The 12,836-nt window shown below is 70.5% G+C and carries 15 protein-coding genes; 4 read left to right on the top strand and 11 right to left on the bottom strand.

The window, feature by feature from the left end:
• Positions 1-28 precede the first annotated feature (28 nt).
• Genes AC1DWP_RS14235 through AC1DWP_RS14225 form a run of 3 tightly spaced genes read right to left on the bottom strand, consistent with a single transcriptional unit; the run spans position 29 to position 2,259 of the window.
• The gene (locus AC1DWP_RS14235; RefSeq protein WP_477615128.1) at positions 29-976 is read right to left on the bottom strand and encodes a class I SAM-dependent methyltransferase; all 948 of its coding nucleotides are present in this window, start codon (positions 974-976) and stop codon (positions 29-31) included.
• A gap of 3 nt (positions 977-979) precedes the next feature.
• A complete protein-coding gene (locus AC1DWP_RS14230) occupies positions 980-1,774 on the bottom strand; it encodes an enoyl-CoA hydratase/isomerase family protein (protein ID WP_477615127.1) in 795 nt (264 codons plus the stop codon).
• Positions 1,771-2,259, bottom strand: coding sequence for a T3SS (YopN, CesT) and YbjN peptide-binding chaperone 1 (locus AC1DWP_RS14225; protein ID WP_477615126.1), 489 nt, complete (start codon positions 2,257-2,259; stop codon positions 1,771-1,773). The genes AC1DWP_RS14230 and AC1DWP_RS14225 overlap by 4 nt, the downstream gene beginning before the upstream one ends.
• Before the next feature lie 115 nt (positions 2,260-2,374).
• On the opposite strand from AC1DWP_RS14225, the gene glgX reads away from it, so the two are divergent.
• The gene (gene glgX / locus AC1DWP_RS14220; protein WP_477615125.1) at positions 2,375-4,531 is read left to right on the top strand and encodes a glycogen debranching protein GlgX; all 2,157 of its coding nucleotides are present in this window, start codon (positions 2,375-2,377) and stop codon (positions 4,529-4,531) included.
• A 43-nt stretch (positions 4,532-4,574) separates the two neighbouring features.
• Here the strand turns inward: glgX and AC1DWP_RS14215 are convergent, their stop codons facing one another.
• The 8 genes from AC1DWP_RS14215 to AC1DWP_RS14180 all read right to left on the bottom strand — a co-directional run bounded on the left by AC1DWP_RS14215 (position 4,575) and on the right by AC1DWP_RS14180 (position 10,508).
• Positions 4,575-4,763, bottom strand: coding sequence for a hypothetical protein (locus AC1DWP_RS14215; protein WP_477615124.1), 189 nt, complete (start codon positions 4,761-4,763; stop codon positions 4,575-4,577).
• Between the two features lie 100 nt (positions 4,764-4,863).
• Complete coding sequence (locus AC1DWP_RS14210) at positions 4,864-5,331, bottom strand: methyltransferase family protein (protein WP_477615123.1); 468 nt, start codon at positions 5,329-5,331, stop codon at positions 4,864-4,866.
• Between the two features lie 10 nt (positions 5,332-5,341).
• On the bottom strand, positions 5,342-6,085 hold the full coding sequence (gene bioD / locus AC1DWP_RS14205; protein ID WP_477615122.1) for a dethiobiotin synthase: 744 nt from the start codon (positions 6,083-6,085) through the stop codon (positions 5,342-5,344).
• The gene (locus AC1DWP_RS14200) at positions 6,078-7,202 is read right to left on the bottom strand and encodes an 8-amino-7-oxononanoate synthase (RefSeq protein WP_477615121.1); all 1,125 of its coding nucleotides are present in this window, start codon (positions 7,200-7,202) and stop codon (positions 6,078-6,080) included. The genes bioD and AC1DWP_RS14200 overlap by 8 nt, the downstream gene beginning before the upstream one ends.
• Positions 7,203-7,214: 12 nt before the next feature.
• A complete protein-coding gene (locus tag AC1DWP_RS14195; protein ID WP_477615120.1) occupies positions 7,215-8,564 on the bottom strand; it encodes an adenosylmethionine--8-amino-7-oxononanoate transaminase in 1,350 nt (449 codons plus the stop codon).
• Entirely contained in the window at positions 8,557-8,754 is a 198-nt protein-coding gene (gene bsaP, locus AC1DWP_RS14190; RefSeq protein WP_477615119.1) for a biotin synthase auxiliary protein BsaP, read from the bottom strand. Before bsaP ends, AC1DWP_RS14195 begins: the two co-directional genes overlap by 8 nt.
• 13 nt (positions 8,755-8,767) lie before the next feature.
• Positions 8,768-9,784, bottom strand: a complete 1,017-nt coding sequence (gene bioB, locus AC1DWP_RS14185) for a biotin synthase BioB (protein ID WP_477615118.1) — start codon at positions 9,782-9,784, stop codon at positions 8,768-8,770.
• A gap of 70 nt (positions 9,785-9,854) precedes the next feature.
• Positions 9,855-10,508 (bottom strand): TetR/AcrR family transcriptional regulator, encoded by a 654-nt coding sequence (locus tag AC1DWP_RS14180; protein WP_477615117.1) that lies wholly within the window; start codon positions 10,506-10,508, stop codon positions 9,855-9,857.
• 59 nt (positions 10,509-10,567) lie between these two features.
• On the opposite strand from AC1DWP_RS14180, the gene AC1DWP_RS14175 reads away from it, so the two are divergent.
• Genes AC1DWP_RS14175 through AC1DWP_RS14165 form a run of 3 tightly spaced genes read left to right on the top strand, consistent with a single transcriptional unit; the run spans position 10,568 to position 12,818 of the window.
• Positions 10,568-11,455, top strand: coding sequence for a glutamate-cysteine ligase family protein (locus AC1DWP_RS14175; protein ID WP_477615116.1), 888 nt, complete (start codon positions 10,568-10,570; stop codon positions 11,453-11,455).
• The gene (gene gshB / locus AC1DWP_RS14170; RefSeq protein WP_477615115.1) at positions 11,452-12,423 is read left to right on the top strand and encodes a glutathione synthase; all 972 of its coding nucleotides are present in this window, start codon (positions 11,452-11,454) and stop codon (positions 12,421-12,423) included. Before AC1DWP_RS14175 ends, gshB begins: the two co-directional genes overlap by 4 nt.
• Positions 12,420-12,818, top strand: coding sequence for an MAPEG family protein (locus AC1DWP_RS14165; protein ID WP_477615114.1), 399 nt, complete (start codon positions 12,420-12,422; stop codon positions 12,816-12,818). Before gshB ends, AC1DWP_RS14165 begins: the two co-directional genes overlap by 4 nt.
• The last annotated feature ends 18 nt before the right edge of the window (positions 12,819-12,836 follow it).

The raw sequence follows: 12,836 nt of genomic DNA, 5'->3' as shown, positions 1-12,836 counted from the left end.
CGGTGCACGTCGCTGCGAGATCGAGCGGTCAGGGCTTCACGCCGGTGATACCGACGTTGTAGAAGAACCGCGCGGGCACGGCCTTGGCGAGGACCCGGTCGACCGCCGACAGCCGTTTCCAGGTGCCGTAGGCGAACATCGCCCAGCTCCATCCCAGCACGCCGGGCTTCACCGCCGCTTCGAAGGTCCGGATCGGCCAGCCGGCAAAGGCCGCAGTGAGCTCCTCGGTCTGGGTGCGCACCCCGATGGCACCCGCTCGCAGAGCCGTCCGGGCTAGCTCGTCCGGGTCGAACGTGTGCAGGTCGACGACCGCCTCGAGGGCGGCTGCGCGGGACGACTCGTCGAGGGCTTCCTGGTCCTTGGCCCACTTCTCACGCAGGGGTGAGAGCTGGGTGACGGCTTTGGTCGCGTGCCACGTGAGGCTTCCGAGCGTTCGGGCGTACCTGTCTCCCACCCTGGTCGGCTCGCCGGCGACAACGAACCGCCCGCCGGGCTTCAGCACCCGGAGGATCTCGCGGAACGCCGCCTCGACATCGGGAATGTGGTGGATCACGGCGTGGCCGACGACGATGTCGAACATGTTGTCGTCGTAGGGAATTCGCTCCGCGTCCGCGACCCTGCCCTCGACGGAGAATCCCAGCATCTCGGCGTTGGCCCGTGCGGCCTCGACCATCCCCGGCGACAGGTCGGTCACGTGCACGGCGTCGAGGATCCCGGCCTGCTTGAGGTTGAGCGAGAAGAATCCGGTGCCCGCCCCGAGCTCGAGCGCCGTGGCATAGGGCAGCGGGTCGGGCGAGCCGGTGATGGCCTCGAACCGGTCGCGGGCGTAGTCGATGCAGCGCTCGTCGAAGGAGATCGACCACTTGTCGTCGTAGGTCTGCGCCTCCCAGTCGTGGTAGAGCACCTGGGCCAGCTTGTTGTCGGCGTAGGCAGCGGCCACCTGCTCGGCCGTGGCCGCTCTGGTCGGGGGTGCCATCGCTCAGGCGCCCTCGAACTTCGCCTTGCCGGGGCCGTTCTCGACGAAGGACTTCATGCCGATCTCACGGTCCCTGGTCGCGAACAGCGAGCTGAACAGCATCCGCTCGATCTCCAGCCCGGTGTCGAGGTCGGTCTCGAGGCCACGGTCGATCGCCTCCTTCGCCGCGCGGATCGCGTAGGCGGGGCCTCCGACGTACGGAGCCAGCCGCGCCTTCGCGGCGGCATACACGTCCTCGGCCTCGACGACCTCGTCGACGAGCCCGATCGCGAGCGCCTCGTCGGCGGACACGAACCGGCCGGAGAAGACGATCTCCTTGGCCTTGGCCGGCCCGACGAGGCGAGCCAGCCGCTGGGTGCCGCCGGCACCGGGAATCACGCCGAGCAGGATCTCGGGCTGGCCGAGCTTGGCGTTCCTGGCAGCGACACGGAAGTCGCACGCGAGGGCCACCTCGCACCCGCCGCCGAGGGCGTAGCCCGTGATGGCGGCGACCGTCGGCTTGGGAATCCTGGCGATGGTGCGGGTGAAGTCCTGGAGTGAGCCGGAATGGTCGGCCATGTCCGTGTAGGACATCCGCTGCATCTCCTTGATGTCCGCGCCGGCAGCGAAGACCTTCTCGCCGCCATAGAGGATCACCCCGGAGACGTCGCGGCGCTGGCCGGCCTCGACGGCCGCCGCCGAGAGGGCGGTCTGCACCTCTGCGTTGAGCGCGTTCATCGGCGGACGGTTGATCCTGATCGTCGCGATGCCGCCCTCGACCTCGAGGGAGACGACGCTGGTGGAGGTGCCCTCGCTCATGCCGGGTCGCCCTCGGGAGCGGGCTGGCCGGCTCCGGGGCCGGAGTCGTCCCCGCCGCCCATGATCCGCTCGTGCCACATCTGCACGCCGGCCAGGACCAGCTGGATCGAGACGTTCACGAGGGCGGGCACGTTGCTGGCCTGGTCGACGATGTGCTCGCTGGTCACGACCAGGGTGTCGTTGGCGAGGCCGGCCTTGACGACGTTCATCTGCAGGGTGATCTCGTTGCAGGTGGCCAAACGCGTCAGCGGGTCGCTGGGAACGGTGTCGCTGATGGCCCACTGGCCGAAGACGCGCATGATCTGGAAGTCGCCCTCGGTGCACCGCACGAACAGCTGCTGCTCCTGCACGCTGAAGGCGACGTCGCCGTCGTTGTCCACGTTGGGCGCCAGTCCCTGGTCGATGAGGGCGTCCAGGACCCGACCGCGGAGCGGGTGCTCGTTGGCGGGGGGCGGGAAGTTGGGCAGCGAGGTGGGGTCGGTCATGCGAGGACCTCCCGGGGACACGACAGGGGGACGAGCGAGGCTCGGAGGGTCGAGGCGGAAGGCCGGATGAGGTCCGTCATGTGCCCAACCGTAACCACTGCCTAGGCTGAGGGCCATGTCGCACGCCCCGCGCCCGCGTGACCTTCCTCCCACCCTGGGCATGACCCTCGTCGAGGGCGGGGCGGAGTTCGCCGTCTATGCAGGTCACGCCGACTCGGTCGAGGTCTGCCTCTTCGACGCAGGCGACCAGGACGGCACCACGGAGCGTCGCGTGCCGCTCACCGAGCGCACCCACGGCATCTGGTTCGGCTTCCTCCCCGGCGTCGTGGCCGGTCAGCGCTACGGCCTGCGCGCCGACGGACCGTGGCGGCCCGCCGAGGGCTTGCGCTACAACCCCGCCAAGGTGCTCCTCGACCCCTACGCCCGCGCCATCGAGGGTGACGTGTCGTGGACGCCGGAGGTGTTCGCCCACCGCGTCGGCCACCGGCTCAAGGGCGACGACCTGGTCCTCAGCCCGCTGGACAGCGCCGGGTCGGTGCCGCGCTGCGTGGTCATCGACGAGGGCTTCGACTGGGGCGACGACTCCCCGCCGCACACGCCGCTCGCCGACACCGTGGTCTACGAGACCCACGTGCGCAGCCTGACCATGCAGCACCCCGAGGTGCCCGAGCACCTGCGAGGCACGTATGCCGGCCTGTGCCACCCCTCCGTCATCGCCCACCTCAAGGCGCTGGGAGCGACCGCGGTCGAGCTGCTGCCCGTGCACGCCTTCGCGTCCGAGCCCGAGGTGGTCCAGCGCGGGCTGACGAACTACTGGGGCTACAACACGCTGGGCTTCTTCGCCCCGCACTCGATGTACGCCTCGGCCACGGACCCTCAGGGCGCCCTCGACGAGTTCAAGGGCATGGTGCGGCTGCTGCACTCCGAGGGGATCGAGGTCATCCTCGACGTCGTCTACAACCACACCGCCGAGCAGGCCGGTCGCACCGGGGCGTCGCTGTCGTGGCGCGGGCTGGACAACCGCGCCTACTACCGGCTGGACGAGCGCGGACAGGACATCGACGTCACCGGCTGCGGCAACACCCTCGACCTGCGGCACGCGATGGTCTGCAAGATGGTCCTCGACTCCCTGCGGTACTGGGCCAACGAGTGCCATGTGGACGGCTTCCGGTTCGACCTCGCGGTGGCCCTGGGGCGCGGCCAGAACGACGACTACGACCCCAACCACCCGTTCCTCGTCGCGTTGCGCACCGACCCCGTGCTCTCCCGCGTCAAGCTGATCGCCGAACCCTGGGACGTGGGCATCCACGGCTGGCGGACCGGCCAGTTCCCGCCGCCGTTCGCCGAGTGGAACGACCGGTTCCGCGACTCGGTGCGCACCTTCTGGCTCGACGACCTCAAGGCACAGTCGGCGGGCCACCACCAGGGCCACGGGGTGCGCGAGCTCGCGACCCGCATGGCCGGGTCGCAGGACCTGTTCGGCTCCCGCGACCGCGGACCTGTCGCGTCGGTGAACTTCGTGGCGGCACACGACGGCTTCACGACGGTGGACCTGACTCGCTACAACTCGAAGCACAACGGCCCCAACGGCGAGGGGAACCGTGACGGCAGCGACAACAACCGGTCCTGGAACCACGGAGTCGAGGGACCCGAGACCGGCCCTGCCGAACCGGAGGTCGAGGAGGCCAGGCGCCGCTCGACGCGCAACCTGCTCGCAACGACGCTCCTCGCCACCGGCGTACCCATGCTCAACGCGGGCGACGAGTTCGGCCGCAGCCAGGGGGGCAACAACAACCCCTACTGCCAGGACAACGAGACGTCGTGGTTCGACTGGCGTCTGGAGGGCTGGCAGCAGGACCTCCTCGCCACCACGCGGTTCCTCACCCGCCTGCGTGCCGACCACCCCGTGCTGCGCCAACGCACCTTCTTCACCGGCCGCGAGGTGCACGAGGACGGGTCGACCGACCTGGCGTGGTTCGCAGCCGATGGCGAGCTGATGGAGAACGGGCGGTGGGAGGACCCCTCCACGCGCACCCTGCAGATGCTGCTCAACGGCGCCTGGGTCGGTCACGCGTCGGTGCTCGTGGTGCTCCACGGCGGCCGCGACCCCGAGAAGGTGACGCTCCCCGAAGTACCCGGCCTCACGGCATACCAGCTGTTGTGGGACTCGACCGACGAGCGGCCCGCCCCCCCGGCTCCACCGACCCCCCCGGGTCCCGTCGAGATCGGCCCGACCTGCATCCAGGTCTATCGCGCGACCGACGCCACCTGAGCGGATCCCGAGCCGTCCCGGGGACTGCGGCACCCGTGAGCGGTCAGTTCCAGGATCCCCCGTTGCCCCAGCCGGGCCCCGGACGCACGTTCGGCGGTTGGCCGTCCACGCGCTCGTCCTGCCACTCCCCGTTGTCACGACCCCGGACCCGGTTGACGGCGCCGAGGACCAGCACCGCGAGGAAGGCAGCGGCCCCCAGGCCGAACAAGGTGTACAGGATGACTGCGAACATTCGCCACGACCTCCCCGAGACGAACTGTCTGCCCGTCCCTCGTGAATCTACCTCCTGCTCGGCTGCGGGCGTAGGGAATCGGTGACGACCGCTGCCCCGGTCAGAGCCAGCGACGCACGCGCCGCGTGTAGTCGTCATAGGGGGCGCCGAACCGCTGGCGCAGGAAGCGCTCCTCGGGGCGGATCGCACCCCACAGGACTAGCAGCACCGCGGCCGGGAAGAGCATGAGCGCCCAGAAAGTGGGCACCAGCAACGCCACCGCGAGGTACAACGCGAGGAGGCCGACGTACAACGGGTTGCGGGACAGGCGGTACGGCCCCTCCTGGATCATTGCGTGCGTCGCCTGCCCCGGCAGCAGACCAGTCTCGTGACGGCCGAACAGCCAGAGGGACCAGCCGTTCCACACGACGAAGAACAGCAGCAGGGCCCAGCCCACGGGAACCCGCCACGCGCCGAGGTCGACCGGGTCTCCCCAGAGCGCGGTGGCCAGCCACCCCACGAGCAGGGGCGCGCCGATGGCGACCGGCGGCCAGAGCCGGAACGAGACTGTTTCGTCGGAGCCGCTCACGACGTGACGCCTAGGTCCTGAACAGCCAATGCGGCGCCTGGTCGCGGAACTCGTCGCTGGTCAACGCGCCGGCCCCCTCTGGCAGGCGCCCGAGGACCGGTGCGCCGGCAACCCGCGGCAGGTCGAACAGGTTCGTCTGCTCGGCAAGGTCTGGGTCGTCCGGGTAGGACCCCACCACGAGGCCCAGCAGCGGCAGGTCTCGGGCGGCGAGGGCTTCGGCAGTGAGGGCGGTGTGGTTCAGGGTGCCGAGTCCAGGGCTCACCACGAGGACGTAGCCGGCGCTGACTCCCTTGTAGCGCAGCGCTGTTCCCAGGTCGGCCAGGGTCCCTCCGCGACTGTCGAGGCGAACGAGGAGGCCACCGGCGCCCTCCACGAGCACGACATCGACCTCGTTGGCGATGGCGGAGATCGACCGTGAGTGCTCAGCGACGGGGGGCAGCGTGATCTCCTGCAGCCTGGCCGCCGTGTCCGGCGCCAGCGGCGCGTGCAGGCGCACGAACTCGTGGAGGGTGACACCCGGGTCGTCGCCGAGGAGTGCCTGCACGACCTGGAGGTCGCCGTCCTCGTCGGCGCTCACCCCCGTCTGCAAGGGCTTCACCACTGCCACCGCGGCGCCCCGTCTGCGTAGCATCACGGCGAGGGCGGCCGTCACCACGGTCTTGCCGACCCCCGTGCTGGTGCCCGTGACGAGCACGACCTTGGGCAGCGAGATCGGGTCGGACGCGATCGGCTCAGGCGAGATCGGCTCAGTCATGGGAGACCAGGGCACGAAGCACCTCGATGGCATGGTCGAGGACGTCGGGACCATGGTCGGCGTGAGCCGTCAGCCGGAGCCTCGAGCTGCCGTCCGGCGTCGAGGGCGGACGGAAACAACCGATGCGTATGCCGCGTTGCTCAGCGTGGGCGACCGCTGCGACCGCTTCGTCCGGTCCCGGCATGGTGACCGAGAGGACCGCTCCCGCAGGGGCGGCGACCCCGCAGGCCGCGGCGAGCAGCGCGGAGTTCGCCCGTGCGGCGGCAGGTAGACCGGAGTCGCGGGCCAGGACGTCGAGCGCTCCGAGCGCGGCGCCCGCGGCGGCCGGCGCGAGCCCCGTGTCGTAGATGAAGGGCCGTGCCGTGTTGACGAGGTGGTCGCGCACGGCATCGTGGGCCAGCACCGCCCCGCCTTGGGCTGCAAGCGATTTCGACAACGTCACCGTCACCACGACGTGCTCGCGGGCCATGAGGCCGGCCTGGGCGGCTCCGCCCTGACCGTGCTCCCCCACGACGCCGAGTCCGTGGGCATCGTCAACGACCAGCACAGCCCCGAGCTCCTCGGCGAGATCCGCGAGAGGGCCAAGTGGGGCGGCGTCGCCGAGGACCGAGTACACGGACTCCACCACGACGATCGCCCGGGGTTGCCTGCGGGCGGCGAGCAGCTCGCGCACGTGCGCGAGGTCGTTGTGGCGGCTGACGGCCACGGCGCCTCGGCTGAGGCGGGCACCGTCGATGAGGGAGGCGTGCGCGTGGGCGTCGCTGACGATGAGGGTCTCGGGGTCCGACAGCGACGTGAGCACCGCGAGGTTGGCGTGGTATCCCGTCGACAGCACGAGGGCCGAGGGCGCCCCAGTGAGGCGGCACAGGGCGCGCTCCAGCTCTTCGTGGACCTCCAGCGTGCCGGTGACCAGCCGTGACGCCCCGGCCCCACCGCCGTAGGTCTCGGCGGCGGCGACGGCACCCGCGATCACGGCCGGGTGCTGGCGCAGTCCCAGGTAGTCGTTGCCAGCGAGATCGACGAGCTCACCGGACTTGAACGGCCTGACCTCGCGGCGAAGTCCCTTGCGGTCACGCTCGTTGGACCGGTCGGCCAGCCAGTCGAGGAAGGTGCTCACGACGTCATCCTCTCAGCCGTGGACCGTGGCAACGGCCTGCACCATGGCGTCGCAGATGGTGCCCAGGTCCTCGGGAGTCGTGACGTAGGGCGGCATCGCGTAGACAAGATCGCGGAACGGTCGGATCCACACCCCTCGGTGCAACGCGGCCGCCGTGAGGTCGGCGACGCGGGCCGGCTCTCGCAGCTGGATCACGCCGACGCCGCCGAGGACGCGCACCTCGGCCACGGCATCGACGTCCTCGGCCGGCTTGAGGCCTGTGGTGAGTCCGGTTTCGAGACCGCGCACCTGGGTGCTGAAATCGTTGTCCTGCAAAAGGTTCAGACTGGCCAGCGCGACCGAGCAGGCCAACGGGTTGGCCATGAACGTGGGGCCATGCATGAGCGCACCTCCGGCCCGCTCGCTGCTCACGCCCTCGGCCACAGCCTCCGTGCACAGCACGGCCGCCAGGGACACGTAGCCGCCAGTCAGAGCCTTGCCCACGCACAGGATGTCCGGGACGACGTCAGCCCGCTCCATCGCGAAGAGGGTGCCCGTGCGCCCGAAGCCGGTGGCGATCTCGTCGAGGATCACCAGGGCCCCGTGCTCGCGCGCCAGCTCGGCAAGGACCTGCACCACGTGGGGGCTGTGGAACCGCATTCCCCCGGCGCCCTGGAGCAGTGGCTCCAGGATGACGGCGGCGACCTCGTGCGCGTGCGCGGCATACCGGCTGCGGGTCTCCCGCTCCCACGCCACCATCGCCGGGTCGTCTGCCGGCACATCGACACCGGCCGGGGGGACCGGTGCGAAGACGTGCTCCGGGAGGATGCCGGTGAACAGGGAGTGCATCCCTCCGACCGGGTCCGTCACCGACATCGGGGAGAAGGTGTCACCGTGGTAGCCACCGCGGATCGTGAAGAAGCGCGTGCGCCGCGAGCCGGCGCCGACGTGGAACTGGAGGGCCATCTTCATGGCCACCTCCACTGACACCGAGCCCGAGTCCGCGAAGAACACTCGCTGCAGGTCGGGCGGGGTCAAGGCCACCAGCCGCTCGGCCAACCTGACCGCGGGCGCATGGGTCAGGCCGCCGAACATCACGTGACTCATCCGCGAGAGCTGGACGCGCACCGCCGCGTCGAGCTGCGGCACGGCGTAGCCGTGGATGGCACACCACCACGACGACATCGCGTCGATGGCGTCCAGTCCCGAGCCGTCCGGCATACGCAACGACAGCCGCACGCCCGACGCCGACTCCACGAGGTACGGCGCGGAGGCCGTGCCGGCCGACGAGTAGGGGTGCCAGACGTGGTCGCGGTCGAACGCCATCAGACGGTCGAGGTCGGCCGTCCCGCCAGCCGTGCCGTCGGCCATCCCGTCAGCCACCACTGCGGGTCTCTCCGTGGACCGCGCACTGCGCGGACCAGCCCCGAGGGAGGACCTGCACCTTCATCCGTCGACGGCACTGACCACAGAACCGGGGCGGTTCCAGCGCGAGGGCACGGTCGCAGGCGGAGTGGTCCGCCTCCTCCCGCGCCCGGCCGCAGCGGCCGCACCAAGGGTCCTCGCCCGGCATACCCGTCCCGCTCTCAGAACGTCTCGCTCAACGCCTTGATCGGCATCTCGAGCTCCGCGAGCAGGCTGAGGTCTTCCTTCGGGTCCCGGCCGAGCGTGGTGAGGTAGTTGCCGACGATGACGGCGTTGATCCCGCCGAGCAGGCCGTCACGGGTGCCGAGGTCGCCCAGGGTGAGCTCGCGCCCGCCGGCGTAACGCAGGATGGTGCGCGGCAGCGCGAGACGGAACGCGGCAATCGTGCGCAAGGCGTCGCCCGAGTCCATGACCGGCAGGTCGCCGAAAGGGGTGCCGGGACGCGGGTTGAGGAAGTTGAGCGGCACCTCGTGCGGGGCCAGCTCGCCCAGCTGGGCGGCCAGCTCGGCGCGCTGCTCGAGCGTCTCGCCCATGCCGACGAGCCCGCCGCAGCAGAGCTCCATGCCGGACTCCTTCACCATGAGGCAGGTGTCCCACCGCTCCTCGAACGAGTGCGTGGTCACGACCTGCGGGAAGAACGAGCGCCCGGCCTCGAGGTTGTGGTTGTACCGGTGCACGCCCATGTCGACCAGGTCGTCCACCTGGTCCTGCCTGAGCATGCCCAGCGAGGCGGCCACCTGGATGTCGACCTCCGCCTTGATCGCCGCCACGCCCTGTCGCATCTGGGCCATCAGGCGCGCGTCCGGCCCGCGCACCGCGGCCACGATGCAGAACTCGCTCGCCCCCGTCTCACGGGTCTGGCGCGCCGCGCGCACCAGCTCGGGGATGTCGAGCCACACCGAGCGCACCGGCGAGCTGAACTGGCCGGACTGGCTGCAGAAGTGGCAGTCCTCGGGGCAACCGCCGGTCTTGATGGAGACGATGCCCTCGACCTCGACCTCGGGTCCGTTGAACTGGAGCCGGACCTCGTGGGCAAGGGCCAAGAGCTCCTCGAGCTGGTCGTCCGGCGTCCTCAGCACGTCGAGGATCTGGTCGTAGGACAGGGGCTCACCGCGCTCGAGCACCTGCTCACGGGCGACCTGGAGGATCTCGCTGGCAACCGACTCCTCAATTGTCATGAGCCAGAGTCTGTCTCATGTGGGCGAGTGTCGTCAGCCAGTCTCACGCGCCGAACGTGCATGGCGAAGGTCACGTCTGGCCGTCCCTGAGCAGTTGCTGGGTCGCGGTGGACAGGACCCACTCGTAGTACCTCCGCTGGCTCCACCTCCGCATCCGCCGCAGCGTGCGGAACACCCCGGGAGACGTAAGGGTGTACATGATGTCCGCGGCGTCCGCAGCGCCCAGGCCCGGTCGGAGCTCACCTCGGTCGTGGAACCGCTGCGCCAGCCGGAGGTTGAGCTCGTAGGCGGCCTCGTTGCCGCGGGTGACGGTGCGTGCCAGGCCGGGGTCGACGCCCGGCACGGAGTCGCCCATCAGGATGAGGTCGCCGGCCCGGTTCATCAGGTCGGTCGCGCCCTTGAGGTGAGCGGCCAGCGCCTCGCGCGGGTCGTCGATGGACCGCGCGGCAACCGCTTCGGGCCGGTCGACCGCCCGCACCCGGGACTCGTCACCCATCGTCAGCATGGCGATCGTGTGCCGGAGCAGGCCGAGCTTGGTGCCGAAGCCGTCATAGAGGGTTCGCTCTCCCACACCTGCGCGGTCGGCGACGTCCTTGAGCGTCGTCCCCTGGAACCCGCGCTCGACGAAGAGGTCCAGCGCTGCCTGGCGGATGCGAGCGCGTGTCTCCTCGGCCGCGGCCGTGCGGGCGGGCGAGCGGTAATGCCTCTTGACAGGTTCGGCCACGAGGGCCACTCTAACGGTAATTGACCGCAGTGCAACTGCGATGAAATGGAGAAGGACCGATGAGGGAAGCAGTGATTCGGGCGTTCAGCCCCACTCCCGGGCCGCGACGCATCGGCGTGGAGCTCGAGATGCACGTCCTCGGCACGCCCCGCATCGATGAGCAGCTCGCCGAACGCGGCCACCCGTCATACGAGCCCGGCGGCCAGCTCGAGCTGAGCCTGCCGCCGCAGACCTCCGTCGAGGCGCTGATCCGTGAGGTCGACTGGAGCCTGGGCAGCGTCGCCGACAGCGCCGAGGTCACTGAGGTGGCGCTGACCGGCGTGGACCCCTGGCGCTCCCTGGCGCAGGTTCCCCTCGCCCTGCCGACGCCGCGATACCTGGCGATGCAGGACCTGTTCGACCGCACCGGCGACTCGGGACGGCGGATGATGCGACTGACCGCCTCGTTGCAGGTCTGCGTGGACCTGGCGCCCGGCCCCGCCGGTCGCGAGCAGTGGCTGGTCGCCAACCTCGCCGGGCCGGCCCTGGTCGCTGCCTACGGCGGCTCGCTCGAGCGCACCCGGATCTGGCAGGGCATCGACCCGGCGCGGACGGGCTACGACGGCCGGCACCTCGACGTGCACGACCCCATCAGCGCGTATGCCGCGTTCGCCCGGGCCGCCGAGCGGTTGCCGATCCCGGAGGCAGAGGACGACCAGTACCACCTCGGAACGATCTTCCCGCCGGTTCGCCCCCGCGGCGGGTACCTCGAGCTGCGGTACCTCGACTCCCAGCGACCGACGACCGAGCTGCTGGGCACCATCTGGGCGCTGATGTATGACGAGCGGTTGCGTCGCAACGCGCTCGACCTGCTGCTCCCCACGCTTCCGACGTACTGGCACCAGTGGCAAGCGGCCGACCCGAGCCCGCTTCTGGACCTGGTCGGCGCTGGGGAGGTGGCGGCGTGAGGACCGTGTTCGTGGTCGACCCGCTCGACGGGCTCGACGCCTCCCTCGACACGAGCGTCGGACTGATGCACGCCGCACAGGAGCTCGGCGTGGAGGTGTTGGCCGCCGAGGCACGAGACCTCGAGATCGTCGACGGACGCGCCGTGGCCCGGGCTCGCGCGCTCAAGCTCGCGCCGTCCACCCCAGCGGCCGGGTGCCGCTGGACCGTTCCGGACCCGTGGTACGACGCCGGGCCCGAGGAGCTGGTGCGGTTGGAGGACGTGCGCGCGGTGTTCATGCGCCTGGAACCTCCGCTCGACCTGGACTTCCTCGCCGCGACCTACGTGCTCGACCACGTCGACCTCAGCGGCACGGCGATCGTCAACGCCCCGGGCGGACTGCGAGCCTGCAGCGAACACCTGCTCGGCCTGTCCTTCCCGGACCTCGTGCCACCGACGGTCGTGACCGCCCACGGCGAGACGATCCGCTCCTTCCTGGCCGAGCACGAGCGCATCGTCGTGAAGCCGGTGGACGGGTTCAGCGGACGCGGTGTCTTCCTGCTGTCGCACCACGATCCCAACCTCGCGTCGATCATCGAGACCTCCACGTCCGGGGGAGCTCGAGCGGTGGTCGCGCAGCCCTACCTGGCGCAGGTCGAAGCCGGAAACAAGCGGATCTACGTGCTGGACGGCGTCGCCGTCGGTGCCAGCATCCGGCATCCGGTGCCGGGGGACTTCCGGATCGTCAGCCCGGACGGACCGGCCGACCTCACTCCTCGAGACCTCGAGATCGTCGACCGCCTGGCTCCCACCCTGCGCGCCCACGGCCTGCGATGCGTCGGCCTCGACGTCATCGGCGACCACCTCATCGAGGTCAACGTCACCTCACCCGGGGCGCTGCGCAAGGCCGACGCCCTGCTGGGCACGACGTACTGCGCCGACCTGGTCTCACACGTCCTCACCCACACCTCATGGAAGGCACCGTCATGACCACAGCGATCGTCTGCTCAGCAATCCTGGCCGCCGCGATCTTCGTCCTCGGCTTCAACGTCTCGCTGAACCGTGGGTACGCAGCCAAGCGCGGCGGCAGCCAGATGCCGACTGATCCTTCAGACCCACTGCTGATCGCCCAACGGGCGCACGGCAACGCGACCGAGTACGTCCCGACCCTCATCGCCCTCTTCCTGCTCGTGGGATGGCTCTCGCCCGGGCCGTGGGCATCCGGGCTCATCGTCGCCGCCACCGCGTCCCGCCTCCTGCACGCGTACTCGATGCTCACGTCCGCGACGCTTGCTTCGGAGTCGGCGCCACGCATGACGGGCGCCATGGGGACCTACGCGTTCGGCCTGGCCCTCGCGGTGACCGCCGGGGTCGCGGCGTTCTGACGGTCGCGGCGTCCTGAC

This window comes from Pedococcus sp. P2_F6 (assembly GCF_056403675.1).
The sequence above is the reverse complement of the archived record's forward strand: the minus strand, read 5'-3'. Positions and strand labels throughout refer to the sequence as shown.

Excerpts from the sequence above, each read along its gene's own strand:
- AC1DWP_RS14165 (WP_477615114.1), top strand. The coding sequence starts at position 12,420 with ATGACCACAGCGATCGTCTGCTCAGCAATCCTGGCCGCCGCGATCTTC.
- AC1DWP_RS14215 (WP_477615124.1), bottom strand. The coding sequence starts at position 4,763 with ATGTTCGCAGTCATCCTGTACACCTTGTTCGGCCTGGGGGCCGCTGCC.
- AC1DWP_RS14225 (WP_477615126.1), bottom strand. The coding sequence starts at position 2,259 with ATGACCGACCCCACCTCGCTGCCCAACTTCCCGCCCCCCGCCAACGAG.
- bioD (WP_477615122.1), bottom strand. The coding sequence starts at position 6,085 with ATGACTGAGCCGATCTCGCCTGAGCCGATCGCGTCCGACCCGATCTCG.
- AC1DWP_RS14235 (WP_477615128.1), bottom strand. The coding sequence starts at position 976 with ATGGCACCCCCGACCAGAGCGGCCACGGCCGAGCAGGTGGCCGCTGCC.
- AC1DWP_RS14175 (WP_477615116.1), top strand. The coding sequence starts at position 10,568 with ATGAGGGAAGCAGTGATTCGGGCGTTCAGCCCCACTCCCGGGCCGCGA.
- glgX (WP_477615125.1), top strand. The coding sequence starts at position 2,375 with ATGTCGCACGCCCCGCGCCCGCGTGACCTTCCTCCCACCCTGGGCATG.
- bsaP (WP_477615119.1), bottom strand. The coding sequence starts at position 8,754 with ATGCCGGGCGAGGACCCTTGGTGCGGCCGCTGCGGCCGGGCGCGGGAG.
- bioB (WP_477615118.1), bottom strand. The coding sequence starts at position 9,784 with ATGACAATTGAGGAGTCGGTTGCCAGCGAGATCCTCCAGGTCGCCCGT.
- AC1DWP_RS14230 (WP_477615127.1), bottom strand. The coding sequence starts at position 1,774 with ATGAGCGAGGGCACCTCCACCAGCGTCGTCTCCCTCGAGGTCGAGGGC.